This window comes from Bacillus sp. FSL L8-0152, from assembly GCF_038006365.1.
Taxonomy (GTDB): domain Bacteria; phylum Bacillota; class Bacilli; order Bacillales; family Bacillaceae_G; genus Bacillus_A; species Bacillus_A cereus.
Genome location: NZ_JBBOVB010000001.1, coordinates 3,022,530 through 3,043,603, shown reverse-complemented (window position 1 = coordinate 3,043,603; position 21,074 = coordinate 3,022,530). Strand labels below are relative to the sequence as shown.

Genomic DNA, 21,074 nt, shown 5'->3' with positions numbered 1-21,074 from the left:
AGCGGAACTGTAAATACATACAAATAAGTAGGTTTTCGGTTTAAAAATTCTGAATTTTCTTTTAAATTATTAGGGGGCAATGGTATGGTTAAATATTCGAAAATTTCTAAGTGGATTCTTGGTGTTGGACTAGTGACAATAACATGTAATGGTTTGCAAATTCAAGCAGAGACAAAAGAGAAAAATGTGAAGAACGTATTACAAATGGAGCCGGTAGGAATACAGAAATCTGTTGATGAATTGGCGCACCCTTCAAAAGTACAAGAAAATGCATCTTTTACAAAACGGTTAAAATTAGCGGATTTATCGCAGCGTCCACTAGCACCAAACGATAATATTAAACCGTTAGCTGAAGAAAAAAAGTATTCAATGGCTGAGTTAAATCAATTAAATAATAAACAATTAACTGATCTTCTTGTGACAATTAAATGGTATCAAATTCCAGAATTATTTCAGTTTAATAGTGATAGTCTTAAATTCTATCAAGATGATAGTCGAATGCAAGCAATTATTAATAAACTAGCAGAACAAGGACAAGCTTATACGAAAGATGATTCAAAAGGGATTGAAACATTAGTAGAAGCTCTACGTGCAGCATTTTATTTAGGTTTTTACCATGATGAATTAAGCAAACTAAATGAGCGTAGCTACCATGATAAATGTTTACCAGCTTTAAAAACAATTGCAAAAAATCCAAATTTCAAACTTGGTACATCAGAACAAAATAAAGTAATTGCATCATATGGAAAATTAATTGGAAATGCATCAGCAGATGTTGAAACGGTTTTATATGCAGGTGAAATTTTTAAACAATATAATGATAATCTTGCAACTTTCATTGAAGATCGAACAAAAGGAGACGCTATATATGAGTTGATGAAGGGAATTGACTTTGATATTCAGACGGATATGTACACGACTGGAAAAGAGCCAAAAGATACGATGTGGTTTCGAAATATTGATAACTTTATTAATGAAGTAAATCGTTTTGCACTACTTGGTACAGTAACAAATAGAAACGGATGGTTAATTAATAATGGGATTTACTATGCTGGACGATTGGGCAAGCTTCATAGCACGCCGACAAAAGGACAACAAGTTGTTACAGATGCAATGCGAATTTATCCATATTTAGGAGAGCAATACTTTGTTGCGGCAGAACAAATTACTACAAATTATGGAGGAATAGATGCAAACGGAAAAACTGTAAATTTAGATCAAATTCGAGAAGAGGGTAAAAAGAAATATTTACCGAAAACGTATACGTTTGATGATGGAGCAATTGTCTTTAAAGCTGGGGATAAAGTTAGCGAAGAGAAAATTAAACGTCTATACTGGGCGGCAAAAGAAGTGCGTTCTCAATTTTATCGTACAGTTGGTAGCGATAAACCACTTGAAAGTGGACATGCTGATGATGTGTTAACGATGGTTATTTATAATAGCCCAGATGAGTATCAATTTAATCGTCAACTGTACGGATATGAAACGAATAATGGTGGGATTTATATTGAAGGGACAGGGACTTTCTTTACATATGAACGTACACCAGAGCAAAGTATTTATAGTTTGGAAGAATTATTCCGCCATGAATTTACGCACTACTTACAGGGAAGGTACGAAGTTCAGGGATTATGGGGACAAGGAGAAATGTATCAAAATGAACGTTTAACATGGTTTGAAGAAGGAAACGCAGAGTTCTTTGCAGGTGCAACGCGATTAGATAGTGTAGTACCGCGAAAAAGTATAATTGGTGGGTTATCTAATGATCCTACAAAACGTTATACAGCATCACAAACATTAAATGCGAAATATGGAACGTGGGATTTTTATAATTATTCGTTTGCGCTGCAATCATATATGTATAATAAGCGCCCTGAAATGTTCGATAAAGTGCATGATTTGATTCGCGCAAATGATGTTTCAAGTTACGATGCATACCGTGCTACATTAAGCAAAGATAATAAGTTAAATGAAGAATATCAATCTTATATGCAAATGCTTATTGATAATCGCGATAAGTATACAATTCCACAAGTATCAGATGAGTATTTAACTCAGCATGATCCAAAATCGCTTTCGGACATTACTTCAGATATTACGAATGAAGCGAAATTAAAAGATGTGAAAGTAACAAAGAATAAATCACAATTCTTTAATACATTTACACTACAGGGGACATATACAGGAAGTGCGGCTAAAGGAGAAGTTGAGGACTGGAAAGTGATGAATGAAGCAACAAATGATATGTTGAAACGTCTTTCAGGAAAAGAGTGGACTGGATATAAAACATTGACTGCTTATTTTGTAAATTACCGTGTAAATAATGCTGGGCAATATGAATATGATGTTGTGTTTAGCGGAGTGAATACGGAAGAAGGTACGGCTGTAGAAAAAGAACCAAATAATTCATTTGAAACAGCAAACCCACTATCTTTGAATATTTTGTTAAGAGGAACCTTGAGCGATCAAGATCAGGGGGATAAATTTGTTATTGATGTAAAGGATCAAAAAGATTTACAAATTTCTGTTACGAACGAACAAAATCTTGGACTGAACTGGGTATTATATTCTGAATCAGATCTAAATAATTATGTAGCTTATGCAACAAAACGTGATGGAAACAAATTGCTTGGAAATTATAATGCAAAGCCAGGGAAATATTACTTAAGTGTATATAAGTATGGTGGTGGAACAGGGAATTATACGGTACAAGTAAAATAGTTTACTATAATTTATTTTGAAAGGAAACTTATTGCATTTTTTAGCAAAATAAAGTATGTAATGTTAAAAATTAAACTATATCAATATATCCCTGTTCTAATTACAGAACAGGGATATATTGGCTTTATATTTTTAAATTAAATAATCTCATTGGATTTTGACAAGAAAATAATTAATATAGATTTGAATTCTCATTCGTAAAGAATACTTTAATCTTTTTAATGCTCTTTCATTTTTGTCTCAATGCTTGTTTTCAAATCAGTTGATACTTGATTGAAATACCCCAAAACGATCTCCCTAATATCATCGGATATAACTTTCAAATCACTAGCTAAGTTCTCAGCGAGATGTTCTTTTTCTATCGGTTTTAACTTCGTATAAAATTCACCAGCCTGCGTAAAGTCATTCTGTTTTGTTATAGAAGTTCTTTCAAGTTTACCTTCAACGTACCTTCCGTCACCGCTTGTAATTTGATTAGCGGGTGTCCAATCTTGCTGTTGGTTAATCGTTAATTTGCGAAATTCGGGACCAATTCTTCTTCTTTGTGAATCACTGTAAATGTTAGCGCGCCCTTGCAGCATTTTATCATCTGATAGTTCTGCACCATCCAGTAAATTAGAAGGGGAGAATGCGACTTTCTCTACTTGTTCCATAAAATTTTCAGGATTTTTATTTAATACCATTTTCCCGACTGGTATGAGAGGATACGTCTGTTCATCCCATACTTTTGTGTCATCTAAAGGATCATAAGATAGGTGCGCTTCATCTTTCGGATCCATGAGCTGGACGTATAAACCATACTCCACTGGTTTACCATTTTCAATAGCATCATATAAATCTTTCCCGCTATAATCAGGGTTTTCAGCAGCTAGTTTAATTGCTTCTTTACTAGTAATGTACTGTACACCTTCAAATGGGTACCAATGATACTTTACATACTTTCGATTACCTTCCGCATTTCTCCATACATATGTATTAACACTATGTCCTGGAATGTGGCGAAGACTTTTGGCCGTACCATTATTAGAGTATAAACGGACAACAAAATGAATAGATTCAGGTGCTTTAGCGACAAAACTCCAAAATCTATTAGGATCTATTAAGTTATTTTTAGGTGAAGGCAATAATGCTTGAATCGTTTCAGGGAAACGCATTGGGTCACGAACAGAAAAAACAGGAATGTGATTACATAAAAGGTCAAAAATTCCTTCTTTTGTATAAAATTTTGTAGAAAAACCGCGTACATTTCTAGCAGTATCCGGTGTTCCTTTCGTACTAACAGCTAACGAAAATCGCACCATAACAGGAACTTTCTCATTAGAATTTTGTAAAAAACTTAATTTAGTATGTTCAGACATCGAATATATCGTTTGAAAATAACCGAACGCACCAAATCCTTTTACATGAACAGGTCTTTCTAAAATTTTTTCATGAATAAATTCTTGTAATGACTCATGCAGTACACTATCTTGCTCTAGTACGGGTCCACGTGAACCAACTGTTTGAGAGTGAAGTTTAGCTTGTTCATTACGTTCGTCATTTTCATTAAAGTCTTTCCCTAGTATAGATTGCCCCTGTTTATCATAGTTTTCATCCATCGATATAGCCTCCAAATCTTTTTTGTCCAATGTTACTAAATATGATTCTATAGCCTTAATTATGTATGACACGCACAGTTCAAAGCAGTAACATACCGCTAGATGAAAAAAACACATATGTAGTGGACCTGTTGAAATAGAAGAAATTATGGAAAAATGAATATCGGGAAGAGAAAGCACACGTTTTACTATAAATGTGGAAGAAAACCACTATTAAAATTTCAATCTTAAAACTTAATTTATAAACGATTATATAGAGAATGAACGTTAAAAAAGGAAAAATAACTAGGAGGAATTTAACATGTCGGATTGGTTTCAATTAGATAAAGAATATATGATGTCTACATATTGTCGTACAGAGGTTGCAATGGAAAGAGGAGAAGGGTGTAAACTGTATGATGTAGATGGTAAAGAGTATTTAGATTTATTTTCTGGCGTAGGAGTAAATGTATTAGGATACAATCATCCTAAAATTGTACAAATGACAATGGAGCAAGTTGCGAAATCGTTGCATTTACCGTTTCATTTTTTAAACCCAGTTGCAATTGAGTATGCAAAGAAATTAGTAGATTGTACTTTAAAAAGAGGAAAAGTCTTTTTTACAAACTCTGGTACGGAAGCGACAGAAACGACATTAAAATTAATTGATAAATATAGATTTATTGCGAATGAAGAGCGTGATGGAGTAGTTGTGTTAAAAGATAGTTTTCACGGGAGGACGTTAGGGGCACTGCATTTTACGAGACAAGAAAAGGTATATCAAAATTTTCCTAAAACATCTATTCCTGTATATGAAGTAGAGCGCGAGAATATAGACCAATTAGAAGAAACCATTATTAAAGAAAATCCAATTGCGATTATGCTAGAGCCTGTTTTAGGTAGCGGGGGGATTTATCCTTTATCAAGTGAATATTTACATGGTGTTCAAAATTTATGTGAAAAATATAATGTACTTCTTGTCGTTGATGAAGTTCAAAGTGGTATGGGTCGAACGGGAAAATTATTTGCTTATCAAAATTTTAATATCACACCGGACATTATTCAAATTGGTAAAGGAGCAGGAGGCGGGATACCGCTAGGAGGAATTATTGTAGGTGAAAGGTTATGTGATGTATTTTCACCAGGAGATCACGGGACAACATTTGCTCATTCATCAATGGGAACAGCTTTAGGTTTAACTGTATTAAATACATTACTTGATGATGGGTTAATGCAAGAAGCTTATGAAACGTCACTATATTTGAATGACAAACTGCAAGATATTCAGAAAGAAAATGCTTATTATATTCAGGAAGTACGTCATGCGGGGATGATGTTTGGGATAAGTGTGAATGACACGAATGAAAATGTGAAGAAATTACAGATTGAGTTAATGAATAAAGGGATGTTAGTCGATCTAACACAAGGGAATATTATTCGATTACTTCCGCCGTATATTATTACGAAAGAGGAAATTGACGCATTCACTTATGAGTTTATTTCCTGTGTTCATAACATAGCTGCTACAGCAAGTATTTAAAAAAATATAAAAAAATATAAAAAGCTGAAGAAGGCGCTATTTTAGCGGCTTCCTCAGCTTTTTAAAATAGTAAATTACTTAACCTAGAGAGCATCTCATTGGACAAATAATTAATTATGTGAAACAATAATAACAGATAAGGAGACGTTAATTTTCCTTAAGTGCTTCGAATTAATTTTATTCAATAAGAGAAGGTGTGCTTAAAGAAGTTAAATTAAAAAGGAGCTGTTTTATTATATGCAACAAAATAATGATTTAAATTTTGAACCTCAAGACGTTAATATTGTCAATCCTAAACAAGCCAGGAAAGCAGTAATTGCTACTGGTATAGGGAACGCAATGGAGTGGTTTGACTTCGGATTATACGCGTATTTAGCGGTTATCTTAAGTCAATTATTCTTCTCAGGTGTTGATAATAGTGGATTGCAACTTGTACTTACATTCGGTACATTTGCAGCAGCCTTTCTCGTTCGACCAATCGGAGGTGTATTCTTTGGTAGAATAGGAGATAAGTACGGCCGAAAAATCGTGTTAAGTACTACTATTATTTTAATGGCACTTTCTACATTATTCATCGCATTACTACCAACCTATGAACAAATTGGTGTATGGGCACCAATACTACTTTTAGTTGCCCGAATGATTCAAGGCTTCTCTACAGGCGGCGAATATTCAGGAGCAATGGTTTATATCGCAGAATCTTCTCCAGATAAAAAGCGTGGTATACTCGGTAGTGGTCTTGAAATTGGAACACTCTCAGGTTACATTGCTGCATCGGTAATTGTTACCATTTTGACGTTATTGTTAACAGATGAGCAAATGCTCAGCTGGGGATGGCGTATTCCGTTCTTAGTAGCTGCACCAATTGGTTTGGTCGGTTTATACTTACGCCGTCATCTAGATGAATCTCCAATCTTTGAAGAGATGGAAAAAGCACAAGAGGAATCTGAAGACAATGAACAATTTTCATTTATGGATATTATTAAATATCACAAAAAAGACTTCTTATTAAGCACAGTAATTGTCGCCTTCTTTAATATTACGAATTATATGATTCTTTCGTATATTCCTTCTTATCTAACTCAAGTACTTAAAGTCAAAGAAACAACGGGCTTATTAATTATTTCTATTACGATGGCACTTATGATTCCACTAGCACTATATTTTGGTAAATTAAGTGATAAAATTGGTAATAAACGCGTCGTGCAAATTGGTTTACTTGGTTTAACTGTATTTGCAATTCCAGCATTTTTACTAATAGGTAACGGACATATTGCAGCTATATTTGCAGGTATTTTCGTACTAGGTTTCTTCTTAAGTGTATATGAAGGAACATTACCTTCATTATTACCATCACTCTTTTTCACTGATGTACGTTATCGAGCACTTTCGATCTCATTTAATATTTCTGTATCAATATTCGGTGGAACAACACCGCTCGTATGCTCATACTTAGTTCATGCAACTGGTAACCCGCTTGCGCCAGCATTTTATTTGACGGGTGTAAGTATTATTGGATTAGTTGTATTTAGTGTATTATTTGTTACGACTTCAGGGCGTGCGCTAAAAGGTTCATATCCTACAGTAGAAACGAAAAAAGAAGCACACCTAATCGCTAAAGAAGACCCTGAAGAAACACTTTGGTGGCATGAAGAGTCATTAGAAATTGAAGCAGGGAAGAATGCTTCCATTTAAAAAGCAACGTAGAAGTATAAAAAGACTCCTATGAATATAGGAGTCTTTTTGTTACGTTATTTCTTTCGTTTCTTCAAACTTTTCTGATAGGCATAAAGCTTATGAATCTCTTCCTTAAATTCATGCAGAAGTACAATGCTTTTACCATTTGAATAACGCACCGTATTATAAGCATCTATAATAATATCACTTTGAATATTTACATCTTCTTCATCATTTATTCTTTCTAGCCAAGCTTCAACAGTTTCTCCCCGTTTTCTATTTAAAGGAGGGGTTAACTTACTCTCTAGCTTGAAAATTTCCTTCCGAATTTCGTTATGCGGCGGTTTATTTCGTTTAAAACGATTTTGGTTTGTTCCTTCTTTATTAGTAATAATAGTAGATTCGAAGGCGGGCATATTTGGTAAACTGAATTGTTTTCGTTTTTTTACTATTTTCCAAACGACGTAAATAGCGATAGCTGTACATGCTATTATGGTAATGCTATTTATGAGTGTGGGGTCAAAATCAGGAAGTTTTTCCCCATTGTCTTCAATTTTAGGTTTTAAGAGATGCCCTTTACTTGCCCAAACCCCTTCAGTATCTTTCAATTCAGCTGCTATGAGAAATGGATTTATAACATAACCGACTCCTAACGCGACTACTTCTGTGATAAAGCTAAAAATAAGACGAATAAAAGGAAAAACTAAAACAAGTACTATACTCATTACACCAATCGTAATGATAGAAATGAAACGTAATAACTGTTGATTCCGATTTGCCCCAGTTAACCAAAATGTAATCATAATGTGTATAACTAATAGTAACAGCTTCCACAAAGGTGGAAAGGGCGCATAAAATATGGCTGAAATACTAAACCAAACAATACCGCCTAACGATTTTTGAACTGGATATCCTGGTCCGACTACATGTACGATAAAGAAGAAAAGCGGTAACATAATTGTGCCGAATAGAGAGAATGGGAGAAGGAAAGAACAACCAATTATTTGAGTAATGAACAGTATGACAAATCCGTTTGTTTTTTTATTCATAAATTTATGAATAAGAAATACGCCTATATAGCCTGTTGCTAAAAATATGGCAATAGCAACAAGGTCATCCCTTTCTGTTAATAATGAAAGGAGGAGAAGCAAAATAAAGTCATTAACGTGATAGAGCCAAGTTTTCAACCGATTCCACCATCCCTTCGCTATTAATGAGGAACGTTGGCTGCGAGAGAAGAGGGAGTTCATTTTTCTGTAAACCAATGTATATCATTGTAGACGAACGTTCTCTCTTTCTCGTTACATAATGAAGGAATCCTTGTTTCGGAAGTAACGTACTATCATCTGAAATACGTGCTAATTCTTCTAAAGCTTTTGCATATTGTGTTTGCCCTTCATGTAACGATAAATGTAATGCACCACCTTCTGCTAATACACTAATAAATAATTCAAACGGTATGTGATGCTTCGTTGCATATTGGCAAATGTATGTTGCGAATGAAATTAAATCTTCAACATTATCTTTCCAACCAAATCCACGATCGGCAGCTAAAGAAAGACAAATCGTCCAACTATAATTTTTTACAGGTTCAAATTGCTTCGCTTGTAATTCTTGCATTTTAGCAGATGCCTTCCAATGAATAGAGCGGAAAGACTCACGCTCATATCGCTTTACACCGATAATAGATGTTTCATCATTGTAAAAAGAAAAATTAGTTCGATAAGAACCAGTTAGAAGTTGCTGAAGTTCTTGCAAACCTGCTACTTCTTTAGGAGAAGGATACACAATAATTTCAGTTTTTAACTTATCGAAAACAGGTAAGTGTACATTTAATAAATGAAAAGGATCTTTTAAAACGCATTCGAACTGTTCAATTTGAAACACACCACGTTTCGTTGCGGTTAATGTTAAATCCCATTTTTGCGCCGAATGTGCAGGTTGTGAAAATGGAAAAGAGAATAACGTTTTTGATATTCGTTCAATTCCTTGATCTTTATGCTGTATAAGAGACGAATCTAAATGAAAATAACAAACACCATTAACGAGAGGGATATGTGCACCGTTTTTCAAATGAATAAAAAACTTTCCAGATTCATCAGGGAAAAGCCGAGTTGTTTGTCTCTCGTTTATAACTTCAAATTTTTTCTCTATGTAAGCGACATATTTATAAATGAAAATCGCAAATAAATAATAGGAGAAAAAGAGAAACATTATAATTCGTTGCGGCATAAAAAACGTAAATAGTATAGCGCCTGGCACAGTTAGTTGAATAATATGGAGTTGAAAAAATAAAGGTACAGTTACAACACGCTGTCCATTCATGCTTGCTCAATCTCCACAGGTACGTCAACTTCTTTTAAAATACTTTGCATTATATCATTTTTAGTCGTGCGCAGGGCACCTTCCATTGATAAGACAATACGGTGATTCCAAACAGAAGGAGTTAAAAATTGTATATCTTGAGGGGTGCAATATTCTCTCCCGCGTAAGAAGGCTAATGCTTGAACTGCGCGCACTAAAGAAAGTGTGGCACGTGGGCTTACACCGTTAGCGATGTAATCGTGATTTCGAGTAGCTTGTGCAAGTTTAATTATGTAATGTTCTAACGGTTCTGATATGAAAATTTCTTTTATTCGTTTCTGTGATTCTAATATATCTTCTAAAGAGATAACAGGTGTGACACGTTCTAGCGGTATATCGTTACGAAAACGTCGCATCATTTGTAACTCATCTTCAGGAGTTGGATAACCGATTGAAATCGTCATTAAAAAGCGATCAAGCTGTGCATCTGGAAGAGGGAAAGTCCCTTGTGATTCAATTGGGTTTTGCGTTGCAATAACAAAGAACGGTTTTGGGAGAGGAGTAGACTGTTTTTCAAGCGTCACTTGTCGCTCTTCCATCGCTTCTAACAAACTAGATTGTGTTCTCGGCATTGCACGGTTAATTTCATCTGCTAGCAAAATGTTTGTCATAACGGGTCCAATTCTTAACTCAAATTCACTTGTTTTTGGGTTAAAGTATTCAATACCTGTTACATCACTTGGAAGTACATCAGGGGTAAATTGAACACGAGAAAAACTACCGCCAATACTTTTTGAAATGGTTTTCGCCAGTAACGTTTTCCCAGTACCAGGCACGTCTTCGAGTAGTACATGTCCATCAGCAAGCAGTGAAACAAGCAGTAGATCAATAACATTTTCTTTACCAACAAACACAGATCCTATGTTTTCTTTCAATTTATTTATCATATGTACCATTCCTTTCAGTATAAAAGAGCTAATATTTCTATATTTTAACAAATTATTCAGAAAATTGATACCATTTTTAAATTCAAATAAATAGATATTTAATTATTAAATTACTCTTGCATATTTTGGAATATGATTATACAATATCGGTATACGATGTATCGTTAGTCGATATATCGTAAGGCGATGTATCGGAGGTAGTTATAATGAATGCGAAGGCGCAAAAATATATTCCGTTAACTGAGGCGACATACTACATATTATTGTCACTTGTAAAGCCAATGCATGGTTATGGAATTATGCAAATGGTAGAAGAGATGACAAATGGAGAAGTAAAACTCGGTCCTGGTACCTTATACGGGAATACGACGAAATTACTAAAAGAAAAATTAATTGTTGAAGTTGCCTCTACAGATAGAAAGAAGTGCTATGAGTTAACAACGTTTGGGAGAGAAGTGTTAGAGCTCGAGTATAACAGGTTACAGAGATCTGTAAGGAATGGGAATAGTATATTAGGGGAGTGAATGGAATATGGAGACAAAGAAGGTATTCAAACCTTTCGCGATATGGAGCTTGGAAAAAGAAGAAGCTTTTTTAAGAAAAATGCATCAAAAAGGATGGGCTTTACAAAAGTATAATGTAATGTATACGTTTAAGAAAACTGAACCGAAAGATGTAATATATAAAGCGGATTTTAGACTGGATTATAAAGATTCGAAAGAAAAACAACTAGAATATATTGATATATATGAAATGTGTGGCTGGAAACATGTAACGAGTTTTGCGAAATGGAATTATTTCTGTAAAGAAGTAGACGAGGAAAATGAGTTACCTGATATTTATTCAGACAAAGAAACGAAGATACAAAAACTTGTTGAATTGATACAGTTCGTTGCAATTATGTTTGTAACGTTAATTCCAGTGCTTTACTTATGTTTTCTTGGAGTATCAGAATCAGGATTATATAGAGGTATGGTAGGGTTTTTAGTTTGTATATATTCATATGCGTTTATTAATTTATTTAGAAATCTTAAAAAATTGAAAAAGGAAATATTTTAACAAAGAGTGATATTCTTAGAGAAGATATATTGGGAAATCATCTTCTCTAATCTTTATATATATTTATTTTGTTCATTCTTTTTTACATAATAAAAGACGACCTTGTTAATTCATAGAATTAACAGTTACAAAGATAATACCAGTAACAATACCTAAAAAAATCATAAATGAAGAAGAAATAATTAATAATAAAGAATTAGCAATAAATATCACTTTATTAGATTTTTGATTTTTAAAATGGTAATAAAGTAAAAGACCACAAATAGTAGAAACAATCCATATTGTTAGACCGTAAGGAGTCGTTATTTTTTCAAAATCGAAGATCCAAAAGTAAAAGATGACTATGTGGCAAGTTACTAGTATAAATGTTGATGGAAGCATTATCTTTTTATTTAAAATCATTTATTTTACCTCCCTTATGTAAATATTACCAAAAGGGTATGGGTTTTAATATATAATAAGGAAGAAATACATCTTTAATTAACTTATTAAATGGAAAAATCCCTTATAGAAAAATCTATTTCTACAAGGGATAATAATGTTTTTATTAGAAAGACTGATTTTGCGCAGGTTTAATAAATTGTTCTGGGTTTTCAACAAGTCCGCATACAGCACACTGGACACGGTATGTAGGTCCTTGATAGGCCATATGAAAAGCATTCATCGTTTCATTTGTGTATTCTTCTTCTACTTGACCAGTTTGTGGATTTATTTTGACTGGTTTTACTTGTTGCTCAAGAATATTAAAGCGAGTACGGTTCGTTTTACAGCTTGGACATAGCATTGGTTCCATATGTATACACCTCCATTTGTATCATTTCTTAAAATCTTTAATTTTATGCAAGCAAAAAACTTTCTCAATATAAATAGGTGTTTAATGTATTTAAAATTCAGAAAAAATAAAATATAATAAAAGTACGAACTGGTTATGTCCAAACCAAATCTCCTGTTTTATGCCAATAAGCTGGGGGGCCGAGAAATCGGCCTCATTTTTTTTGCTCATTACTACAAGGAACAAGGTTTTTGTGAGACTTTTGTCGAAATTTTAGGGATAGATATAAAGGGGGATGTAAAATGGATTTGAAAATGAAGTACATCATTTTATATGTAGAAAAGTTTGAGGAATGTTTAAAATTCTATAAAGATATTTTACAGTTACCTATAAAAGCAGAGCATGGTACATATATTGAATTTAATACTGGAACTACCATTTTAGCGATGAATACGCGGCAAGATGTGAAAGAATTAACAGGACTACCGCTTACAGAAGGTGAATTAAAGTCTTCTCATTTCGAATTAGGATTCGTTGTTGAGAATGTACAAGAAACGATTGAGCAATTTAGAGAACAAGGAATCAAGATTTTAGTTGAACCTATTGTAAAACCGTGGGGACAAACAATTGCCTACATTGCTGATCCAGATGGAAATTATATTGAAATTTGCAGTTCATTAGAATAGAGGGAGAAAGAGAGATGGGATTTCCAAAACTAGAAACAGAACGTTTACTCTTAAGAGAACTTACACTATTAGATGCAGAAACGATGTTCCAATATTTTTCGAAAGAATCAGTTATACGTTATTTCGGAATGGATTCTTTTGAAAATATTGAGCAAGCGAAAACAACGATTCAAACGTTTAAAAATCGTTATGAAGAGGGCAGTGTATTTCGCTGGGGAATCGAGAAAAAAGGGACGGGCCAATTAATCGGAACGTGCGGATTTCATTTAATTAATAATAATCATAAACGAGCTGAAATTGGTTATGAATTAGATGATACATATTGGGGACAAGGATATGCATCGGAAGCATTACAAGCGATTTTAGCTTACGGATTTGAAATGCTGCAACTGATAAGAATCGCAGCGGTTGTATATGTAGAAAATAAAGCTTCTCAAAAGTTGTTAATAAAAGCAGGATTTCAAGAAGAAGGATTACTTCGAAAACATATGATTCAAAATGGAGTTGCTCATGATACCATTTTATATTCTTTATTAAAAGAAGAGTGGAAGAAGTAATGAGTATAAACGAACTTATAACGATTATGAAGAATCATAGGGAAAATAGATTCATTTTAGGTATAGATGGTTTAAGTCGTTCAGGAAAAACAACATTCGTAGCAAATTTAAAAGAAAATATGAAACAAGAAGGCATTCCGTTTCATATTTTCCATATTGATGATCATATAGTGGAGCGTAATCGACGCTATTATACAAACCATGAAGAATGGTATGAGTATTATTGTTTACAGTGGGATATTACATACTTGAGGCAGAAGTTTTTTCAGAAGTTACAACATGAGACAAAATTAATTTTGCCTTTTTATCAAGAGGAAACAGACTCATGTGAAATGAAAAAAGTACAGATTCCTATTGTAGGCGTAATTGTTATTGAAGGAGTTTTTCTGCAGCGAAAAGAATGGAGAGATTTCTTTCATTATATGGTCTATTTGGACTGTCCAAGAGAGACAAGGTTTCTACGTGAGAGTGAGGAGACACAGAAAAACCTTTCAAAGTTTGAAAATAGGTATTGGAAAGCAGAGGATTATTACTTAGAAATGGAATCGCCGAGGGATAGGGCGGATTTAGTCATTAAATGATTTGAACATAGAAGGTGAATAGAATGAATATTTTATGGGATTTTGATGGGACGTTATTTGATACGTATCCTGCATATACAATGATGCTTTCTGAAATATTAGGTGATTCAGTAGAAAAACAAGAAATATACAAAAACTTAAAAATATCATACTCTCATGCAATTCAGTATTATAATATTTCATGCGAGCAGGAAGAAAAGATTAAAGTTTTGAAGGGAAAATTCACGTCAAAAGATATGAAACCTTTTGCAGGTGTCGAAGAGGTTTTGAAATTTGCAAATAAAAATGTGATTATGACCCATAAACATAGGGAAGGGGTTATGGGCATTTTAAAATATTACGGCTGGGAAAAATACTTCGTAGATATGGTTACAATTGACGATGGCTTTCCTCGAAAGCCAAACTCTTTAGCTTATAATCATCTGCATAAAAAATACAATATTGATTTAGCTATTGGAGATAGAGAATTAGATTTATTACCTGCAAAAGAATTAGGTATTTCAACATGTATGTTTCAAGGTAATTGTGATGTAGCGGATTATTCTTTATCACATTACTCGGAGTTTTTTAAGGTAGTGAGTGATAGAGAGTTTTCTTTATAAAAAAAGTTATTAATAAAGACTGTATCTTTCATTTTAAAGGTACAGTCTTTATTTTTTAGAGCTATTATATACCAATTGCCGTGGATTAAAGAATGATTGTATATCTTTAGTAAAGAAATAGTCAGGTTAGTTGTTAGATAGAAATAAACTGACAGATAAAGTGATAGTGTCCGTTTTATCTGCTTTTTATCATAACTAAATTATGGTTATTCATGCTAATATAAACTCATAGCTATATAGAAGGGGTGGGATTAGTATGAAAACAGAAATAGTTCCTAAAAAGAAGTACAGTATAATAAGCTATATATCTTTACTCATCGGCATTTTGTGTTTTCTATTCGTTTTTATAACGCCAACAAGGATAGCGAATGCAGGTAATATAGTTGGAGATTATATTACAATTGCCCTGACAGGTGTAGGTATCATGCTTTCAATAATCACAATGACGAAAAAAACAGAGAAGAAGGGGATTGCTATCCTTTCATTAATACTGTCCTCATCATTTTTTATATTTTGGATCATAGCGATTATCCTATTGTTTACTGGTCAAATTAGTTTTGCGCCGTAATGTGAAATAAAAAGAGTCCTTTTCGTATGATAACGGGTATAGTTACGGGAGTGAAAATATAAAATAACATACAAATTAGGGATGTAAATCACTTATGATTTAGCATCCCTTTTTTTATTGTTATTTCAGTGTTTAAGCGCTTTTATATAGTTAAATAGCGTTCTAAATAATAAGATAAATGGAAAATTTATGTTAAAATAATTATAGAGATTGTGAAAAAATGTTCTTAAACTAGCGTTCAGATTACTTTAAGAAGGTTTTTTCAAAGGAAATGGTAAATATCATATTTTGAAGGGGTGATTGTAGTGGATTAAGTGATTTTTTTAATCTTGGTTAAATACTTTGAAGATAGGGGTTTATAACTATGAATACAAAACTAATAATAGTAGAAGGGTTACCTGGATTTGGAAAATCAACCACTGCAAAGCTAATAAATGAAATTCTAAGCCAAAATAAAATTGAAGTTGAACTATTTTTAGAGGGAAATTTGAACCACCCAGCCGACTATGATGGTGTATCTTGTTTTAATAAATTTGAGTTCAATAGATTATTATCTAACAGTGGAGATTTTAAAGAAGTGCTCCTTAAGAAAGTTCTAAAAAAAGGAAGCAATTATTTATTACCATACAGAAAGATGAAAAATGAGTTTGGTGACCAGTTTTCGGACGAATTATTTAACATTATTTTTAAAAATGATATATACGAATTACCATTCGATAAAAATGTTGAATTAATTGCTGACAAATGGAATGACTTTACTGAAATCGCTCTAGAAGACAATAAGGTTTATATCTTTGAATGTTGTTTCATACAAAATCCATTAACTATTGGGATGATTAAATATGGTGAACAAAAAGAAAAAATAATAAATTATGTAATGAAAGTTGCAAAAATCATAGAGAATTTAAACCCAATGTTATTGTATGTAGAACAAGATAATCTTGAATTTTCATTTAGGAAGGCGTTAAAAGAAAGAACTCCAGAATGGTCCACAGGAATTATCGACTATTACACTAACCAAGGCTATGGGAAAGAACATCACCATTCAGGTGTAGAAGGAGCGATAAAAGTTCTTGAAGCTAGAAGGAATTTAGAATTAGAAATATTCGATATGTTAAAAATGAAAAAAGAAACAATCAATAATACAAAATATGAAATTGACTCATATAGGTCAATGTTAAAAGATAAGTTAGCCATACAAATGGTGAAATAGCTTTTTACACTAACTGGTGCTTTAGTTGAAGAAGGAAATAAAAAACGCTCAGAATATTTTCTGAGCGTTTTAGTTTGTTATTTCTAATGTTTATTAGCATTTTTCTCTTCCTAAACTGAACCCATTACTCGTATAAAAGACTCTTTTTATTCGGTATCTTTAGGTTGATATTCTAAAATATCCCCCGGTTGGCATTCTAATGCTTTACATATTGCTTCTAAAGTTGAAAAACGGACTGCTTTTGCTTTTCCATTTTTCAAGATAGAAAGGTTAGCCATTGTAATTCCAACCTTCTCCGAAAGTTCTGTTACACTCATTTTTCTTTTTGCTAACATTACATCAATATTAATAATAATTGCCATATTATTCACCTCAGACCGTTAAATCATTTTCTGATTTTATATCTATAGCATCTTTTAATAGTCTTTGGAGAACGGCAGCAAAGACCGCGATTACCATTGAAGCAAAAATCATAATCATTCCGATAATAATAATGCCAGGGGCATCATCTCTCTCTGCCACGAGATAGAAAAGTGGCATACCTAATACATATAATACACTAATTGCCAATGCGCTGTACTTAATATTTTTTAAAGCTTGAACAGATAACTCTGAGAATGCGTTGTTTTTATCAATATAGTTTAAAAGCTTAAATGTTTGGTACAGTGCGAAGTAATAAGGTATTGCTGTTGCGTATAAATTGATAAATACAAGATATTTAATATATGAAATATCTGGATATAATTCTGCGGCGAAATTTCCTATTTTAGGGACTAAAAAAATGCACATAGCAAGAACGGGGATTCCGATCAGAATCACAACGGTCTTTAAAAAGAGTGTGGATCCTTGTTTCATAAAAAGCACCTCATTTATTTATTATCTTATTAATTTAACATGAAATTTATTGTTTAACAATAAATTTTTATTCCTTTTAATCGAGGATTTATTGTTAAACAAGTAATTAATGAAAAGGATGCTAAATCTTTTTTATAAGATAGATGACACATACCGGTATTTAATTAAGGAAAGAAAGAGAAAGTAACTATTGTTAGCTTTATAAGAATTGGGAACTAATAAAACATATGTAGGTTGTGGAATGAAAAAGGAAATAAGGTGTATTGAAATGAATGCAAAGTTTATGGAGGAACAATCATGGTTAATTATGGTGTGAAGATGAAAAAATTACTATTAGTGGGAGCTATAATAGTAAGCGTATTAAGTACGGAAAGTATGATGAATTATCATGCGGCCAAAGCTAAGGTGAAAAAAGTAGAACACCAGCCTAAAAATATAATTATGATGGTTATGGACGGAACGAGTTCAACGGCGACAACATTGGCTCGCTGGTATAAAGGGGCACCGCTTACGTTAGATCAAATTGTAACAGGAGGTGTTCGTACGTTTTCGGCGGAATCAGCTATTACAGACTCAGCACCAGCAGCAACAGCATTAGCAACTGGAAATAAATCGAATTCAGGATATGTAGGCGTACTACCTTCTATTGTAAATTCACCTAACTTAAAGCCAATAAAAGAAGAGGACAAGTTACGGCCGGTCGCAAACGTATTGGAAGGTGCAAAACGTACTGGCCGTGCAACTGGAATTGTTGCTACATCTGAAATTCAGCATGCTACTCCGGCGGGATTCTCGGCTCACCATGTCAATCGCAAGCAATTTGACGTAATTGCGAAGCAGCAAGTATATCAAAATATAGATGTCGTATTAGGCGGGGGAAAAGCGGCGCTGCTACCTATGAAAAGTAATGGAATCCGAAAAGATGGTGAAAATTTAGTAAAGGTGATTCAAGACAAAGGATACGATTTTGTTGAAACGAAAGATGCGTTATTGAACTCCAAATCTAATAAAATTTGGGGCTCTTTCTCAAATCATGCTCTTGCGTTTGATATAGATCGTATAGCAACAAATCCAGAACAACCAACACTTTCTCAAATGACAGAAAAAGCAATTCAAACATTATCAAAAGACAAAGATGGTTTCTTTTTATTCGTAGAAGGTAGTAAGCCTGATTGGGCAGCGCATGCTAATGATCCAATTGGGATGATTAGTGATGTATTGGCATTTGATGAAGCGGTAGCAAAGGCGTTACAATTTGCGAAGAAAGATGGGGATACGATGCTCATAGCTTTAACTGATCATGGTAACAGCGGTATCTCTATAGGGAATAGAAATACGACAAAAGGATACAATACTACACCGGTTTCTGCATACATTGATTCATTGAAAAAGGCGAAAATGACACTTGAAGGAACTATAAATAAACTGAAATCTGATTTATCAAATGTAGAAGATGTAGCTAAACTATACGGTTTGGATAATCTAACTCATGATGAAAAAGAAAAATTAAAAGCGGCAAAAAAGAAAATGGATGTAGGACGAATTCTTACTATATTATTGGCTAATCGTGCAAATATCGGCTTTACGACAGGAGGACATACAGGTGAGGATGTATTTTTACATTCTTATGGACCTCAAAAACCAGAAGGCTTAATCCAAAATACAGACATTGCGAAGACGATGGCGAAAGCGATGGGCTTTAACTTAGAAGAAGTAACGAATAAAATATTTTTAGAGAGTGAACAAGCCTTTAAGAAAGTCGGTGCAACTGTAACAGCTGACAAAACCGAAGGAGCAAACTCGTTACTCGTGGTAAAACATAATAAAGTAGAAGCACAACTATTTGGTAACAAAAATATAATTCGTATCAATGGTAAAGGGTATGAATTAGGAAGTATTATTGTAGAGAGTAATGGAAAGTGCTATGTACCAGAAGAAGCAATTCAACTATTTGTAAAGCATTCTCGTTAAAAAATTGCTAACCAGTTAAGCTAACTGGTGGCAATTTTTTGCGTTTATTCTAAATATAAGGGTTCGGATTGTTTTGGAAAGTTTTCCAGATGAGACTTGTATAAATGTTAAAGGGGAATTATATTTTTTTCTTACATTAAAAAATTTCGTTTTGTAGAATAGAGAATTTATACATATAGTAAAGTCTAATGTATTATCAATTAATATTTATGAAAAATATATTAATACTTTAGAGTTTCTTTAATTTTCATTATTTCTTATTTAATATTATTCGTTATATTTATAATATGTTTATTTCAATTTATCGTATTGTAGCGCAGTTTCATATAATTATAAAGCAAGCATCAAAATAAAATCTCCACTAGAGTAAATTTATTATTTTTTTGCGTCTTTTTTATCCCGCTATTTGCTGGGCAGTAAGACCCCCACCTCAAAATTCAGCGAAAGCAAAGAAGTTAGGTGGGGATCGGGCTGCCTGTAAAAGCCCGATTGGTGAGGGCTGATTAAAGTTTCACTTTATTTACGAAAATTATTATGCAGCTAAGAAAACTGTAGTTCATTGAATTAGAGGTATATTAGAATTTAGTTGAAGAAAGAGAGAGGGAATAAAATGAATATAGTGCACTTACGTCCTAAACAGCGGTCTAAGTATCGCATTATGCTAGGGACGTGGTATTACTCTACAAAGAGATACATTCAGTGGTTAGTAGACGGAAAAACATATGCAAAAAGGCTCCAACAAGAAAAGCTACCTTGTACAGCAATTCAGCACCGAACGATATTACTTCGTAAGCTCAAAGATGTAGATATGTGGTATCAACAGAATAAGGTTGTTAATTTGAAAATTGCTGTTAAAAAACTAAATGGTATCGTCATTAGACCAGGAGAAACATTTTCTTACTGGCGTTTAATAGGTAAGCCTACGAGGAAAAAAGGGTATGTAGAAGGTATGGTATTACACTACGGATCTTTTCAAACAGGTATTGGAGGAGGTCTTTGTCAGCTTTCGAATTTAATATATTGGATGACTTTACATACACCACTGACAGTAACAGAACGATATCGTCATAGCTTTGATGTCTTTCCTGATTCTAGGCGAACTCAACCGTTTGGGAGTGGAGCGACTTGTTCCTATAACTATTTGGATTTACAAATTAAAAATGAAACGGACCAACCGTATCAACTTCACCTTTATATGACAGATGAATATTTAGTTGGTGAATGGAGAACAGTCTATCCGCAACTTTATCAATATGAAGTGTATGAGAAAGAACACTCAATTCAACCTGCATACTGGGGCGGTTATATACGACATAATGTGATTCAACGTAAAGTATATAATCAACAGAAACAGTTAATAGAAGATCAATATGTAACGGAGAATCACGCTATAATGATGTACGAACCACTATTAGCTTGTAATAATGAGAATAGTGAGTAATGT

The 21,074-nt window shown here is 33.3% G+C and carries 21 protein-coding genes; 13 read left to right on the top strand and 8 right to left on the bottom strand.

Going from position 1 to position 21,074, the window contains the following annotated elements:
• Nucleotides 1-84: 84 nt before the first annotated feature.
• Nucleotides 85-2,721, top strand: a complete 2,637-nt coding sequence (gene colA / locus MHH27_RS15345) for a collagenase ColA (protein ID WP_097947210.1) — start codon at nt 85-87, stop codon at nt 2,719-2,721.
• 218 nt (nt 2,722-2,939) lie between these two features.
• Here colA and MHH27_RS15340 read toward each other — a convergent pair whose 3' ends face one another.
• Nucleotides 2,940-4,319, bottom strand: a complete 1,380-nt coding sequence (locus MHH27_RS15340; protein ID WP_097947212.1) for a catalase — start codon at nt 4,317-4,319, stop codon at nt 2,940-2,942.
• Nucleotides 4,320-4,620: 301 nt separating this feature from the next.
• On the opposite strand from MHH27_RS15340, the gene MHH27_RS15335 reads away from it, so the two are divergent.
• Both MHH27_RS15335 and MHH27_RS15330 read left to right on the top strand, forming a co-directional pair.
• On the top strand, nt 4,621-5,838 hold the full coding sequence (locus MHH27_RS15335; RefSeq protein WP_097997380.1) for an aspartate aminotransferase family protein: 1,218 nt from the start codon (nt 4,621-4,623) through the stop codon (nt 5,836-5,838).
• 237 nt (nt 5,839-6,075) lie between these two features.
• Nucleotides 6,076-7,533, top strand: coding sequence for an MFS transporter (locus tag MHH27_RS15330; RefSeq protein ID WP_001186932.1), 1,458 nt, complete (start codon nt 6,076-6,078; stop codon nt 7,531-7,533).
• Between the two features lie 56 nt (nt 7,534-7,589).
• Here MHH27_RS15330 and MHH27_RS15325 read toward each other — a convergent pair whose 3' ends face one another.
• Genes MHH27_RS15325 through MHH27_RS15315 form a run of 3 tightly spaced genes read right to left on the bottom strand, consistent with a single transcriptional unit; the run spans nt 7,590 to nt 10,766 of the window.
• On the bottom strand, nt 7,590-8,702 hold the full coding sequence (locus tag MHH27_RS15325; protein WP_098236887.1) for a DUF4018 domain-containing protein: 1,113 nt from the start codon (nt 8,700-8,702) through the stop codon (nt 7,590-7,592).
• Nucleotides 8,677-9,840, bottom strand: a complete 1,164-nt coding sequence (locus MHH27_RS15320) for a DUF58 domain-containing protein (protein ID WP_089171324.1) — start codon at nt 9,838-9,840, stop codon at nt 8,677-8,679. The genes MHH27_RS15325 and MHH27_RS15320 overlap by 26 nt, the downstream gene beginning before the upstream one ends.
• On the bottom strand, nt 9,837-10,766 hold the full coding sequence (locus tag MHH27_RS15315; RefSeq protein ID WP_098250592.1) for an AAA family ATPase: 930 nt from the start codon (nt 10,764-10,766) through the stop codon (nt 9,837-9,839). The genes MHH27_RS15320 and MHH27_RS15315 overlap by 4 nt, the downstream gene beginning before the upstream one ends.
• Before the next feature lie 206 nt (nt 10,767-10,972).
• Between MHH27_RS15315 and MHH27_RS15310 the strand changes: the two genes are divergently transcribed.
• Both MHH27_RS15310 and MHH27_RS15305 read left to right on the top strand, forming a co-directional pair.
• Nucleotides 10,973-11,290: a PadR family transcriptional regulator gene (locus tag MHH27_RS15310; RefSeq protein WP_000991893.1), complete on the top strand. Its 318-nt coding sequence runs from the start codon at nt 10,973-10,975 to the stop codon at nt 11,288-11,290.
• Nucleotides 11,291-11,369: 79 nt separating this feature from the next.
• The gene (locus MHH27_RS15305) at nt 11,370-11,825 is read left to right on the top strand and encodes a DUF2812 domain-containing protein (protein ID WP_313886351.1); all 456 of its coding nucleotides are present in this window, start codon (nt 11,370-11,372) and stop codon (nt 11,823-11,825) included.
• Between the two features lie 105 nt (nt 11,826-11,930).
• On the opposite strand, the gene MHH27_RS15300 is transcribed toward MHH27_RS15305, so the two are convergent.
• Together MHH27_RS15300 and MHH27_RS15295 are read right to left on the bottom strand one after the other, a co-directional pair.
• A complete protein-coding gene (locus MHH27_RS15300) occupies nt 11,931-12,227 on the bottom strand; it encodes a hypothetical protein (protein WP_000602670.1) in 297 nt (98 codons plus the stop codon).
• Between the two features lie 145 nt (nt 12,228-12,372).
• Entirely contained in the window at nt 12,373-12,618 is a 246-nt protein-coding gene (locus tag MHH27_RS15295; RefSeq protein WP_000433602.1) for a hypothetical protein, read from the bottom strand.
• A 281-nt stretch (nt 12,619-12,899) separates the two neighbouring features.
• Here MHH27_RS15295 and MHH27_RS15290 point away from each other — a divergent pair, with 281 nt between their 5' ends.
• From MHH27_RS15290 to MHH27_RS15265, 6 genes are all read left to right on the top strand, one after another.
• Entirely contained in the window at nt 12,900-13,283 is a 384-nt protein-coding gene (locus MHH27_RS15290; protein WP_000364497.1) for a VOC family protein, read from the top strand.
• A 14-nt stretch (nt 13,284-13,297) separates the two neighbouring features.
• Nucleotides 13,298-13,840 carry a GNAT family N-acetyltransferase gene (locus tag MHH27_RS15285; protein ID WP_000506652.1) on the top strand — a complete coding sequence of 181 codons (543 nt, stop codon included), beginning with the start codon at nt 13,298-13,300 and terminating at the stop codon, nt 13,838-13,840.
• A complete protein-coding gene (locus MHH27_RS15280; RefSeq protein WP_097946236.1) occupies nt 13,840-14,421 on the top strand; it encodes a kinase in 582 nt (193 codons plus the stop codon). The genes MHH27_RS15285 and MHH27_RS15280 overlap by 1 nt, the downstream gene beginning before the upstream one ends.
• A 23-nt stretch (nt 14,422-14,444) precedes the next feature.
• Entirely contained in the window at nt 14,445-15,023 is a 579-nt protein-coding gene (locus tag MHH27_RS15275; RefSeq protein WP_016512647.1) for an HAD-IA family hydrolase, read from the top strand.
• Nucleotides 15,024-15,279: 256 nt separating this feature from the next.
• Nucleotides 15,280-15,591, top strand: a complete 312-nt coding sequence (locus tag MHH27_RS15270) for a hypothetical protein (protein ID WP_000845548.1) — start codon at nt 15,280-15,282, stop codon at nt 15,589-15,591.
• A 364-nt stretch (nt 15,592-15,955) separates the two neighbouring features.
• The gene (locus MHH27_RS15265) at nt 15,956-16,804 is read left to right on the top strand and encodes a hypothetical protein (RefSeq protein ID WP_097946234.1); all 849 of its coding nucleotides are present in this window, start codon (nt 15,956-15,958) and stop codon (nt 16,802-16,804) included.
• A gap of 146 nt (nt 16,805-16,950) precedes the next feature.
• Here the strand turns inward: MHH27_RS15265 and MHH27_RS15260 are convergent, their stop codons facing one another.
• A complete protein-coding gene (locus MHH27_RS15260) occupies nt 16,951-17,166 on the bottom strand; it encodes a helix-turn-helix domain-containing protein (protein WP_000974623.1) in 216 nt (71 codons plus the stop codon).
• Between the two features lie 10 nt (nt 17,167-17,176).
• On the bottom strand, nt 17,177-17,659 hold the full coding sequence (locus tag MHH27_RS15255; protein WP_000809125.1) for a DUF2975 domain-containing protein: 483 nt from the start codon (nt 17,657-17,659) through the stop codon (nt 17,177-17,179).
• Nucleotides 17,660-17,956: 297 nt separating this feature from the next.
• Between MHH27_RS15255 and MHH27_RS15250 the strand changes: the two genes are divergently transcribed.
• Both MHH27_RS15250 and MHH27_RS15245 read left to right on the top strand, forming a co-directional pair.
• A complete protein-coding gene (locus tag MHH27_RS15250; RefSeq protein ID WP_000248720.1) occupies nt 17,957-19,630 on the top strand; it encodes an alkaline phosphatase in 1,674 nt (557 codons plus the stop codon).
• 610 nt (nt 19,631-20,240) lie between these two features.
• Nucleotides 20,241-21,071 (top strand): VanW family protein, encoded by an 831-nt coding sequence (locus MHH27_RS15245; protein WP_016081140.1) that lies wholly within the window; start codon nt 20,241-20,243, stop codon nt 21,069-21,071.
• The last annotated feature ends 3 nt before the right edge of the window (nt 21,072-21,074 follow it).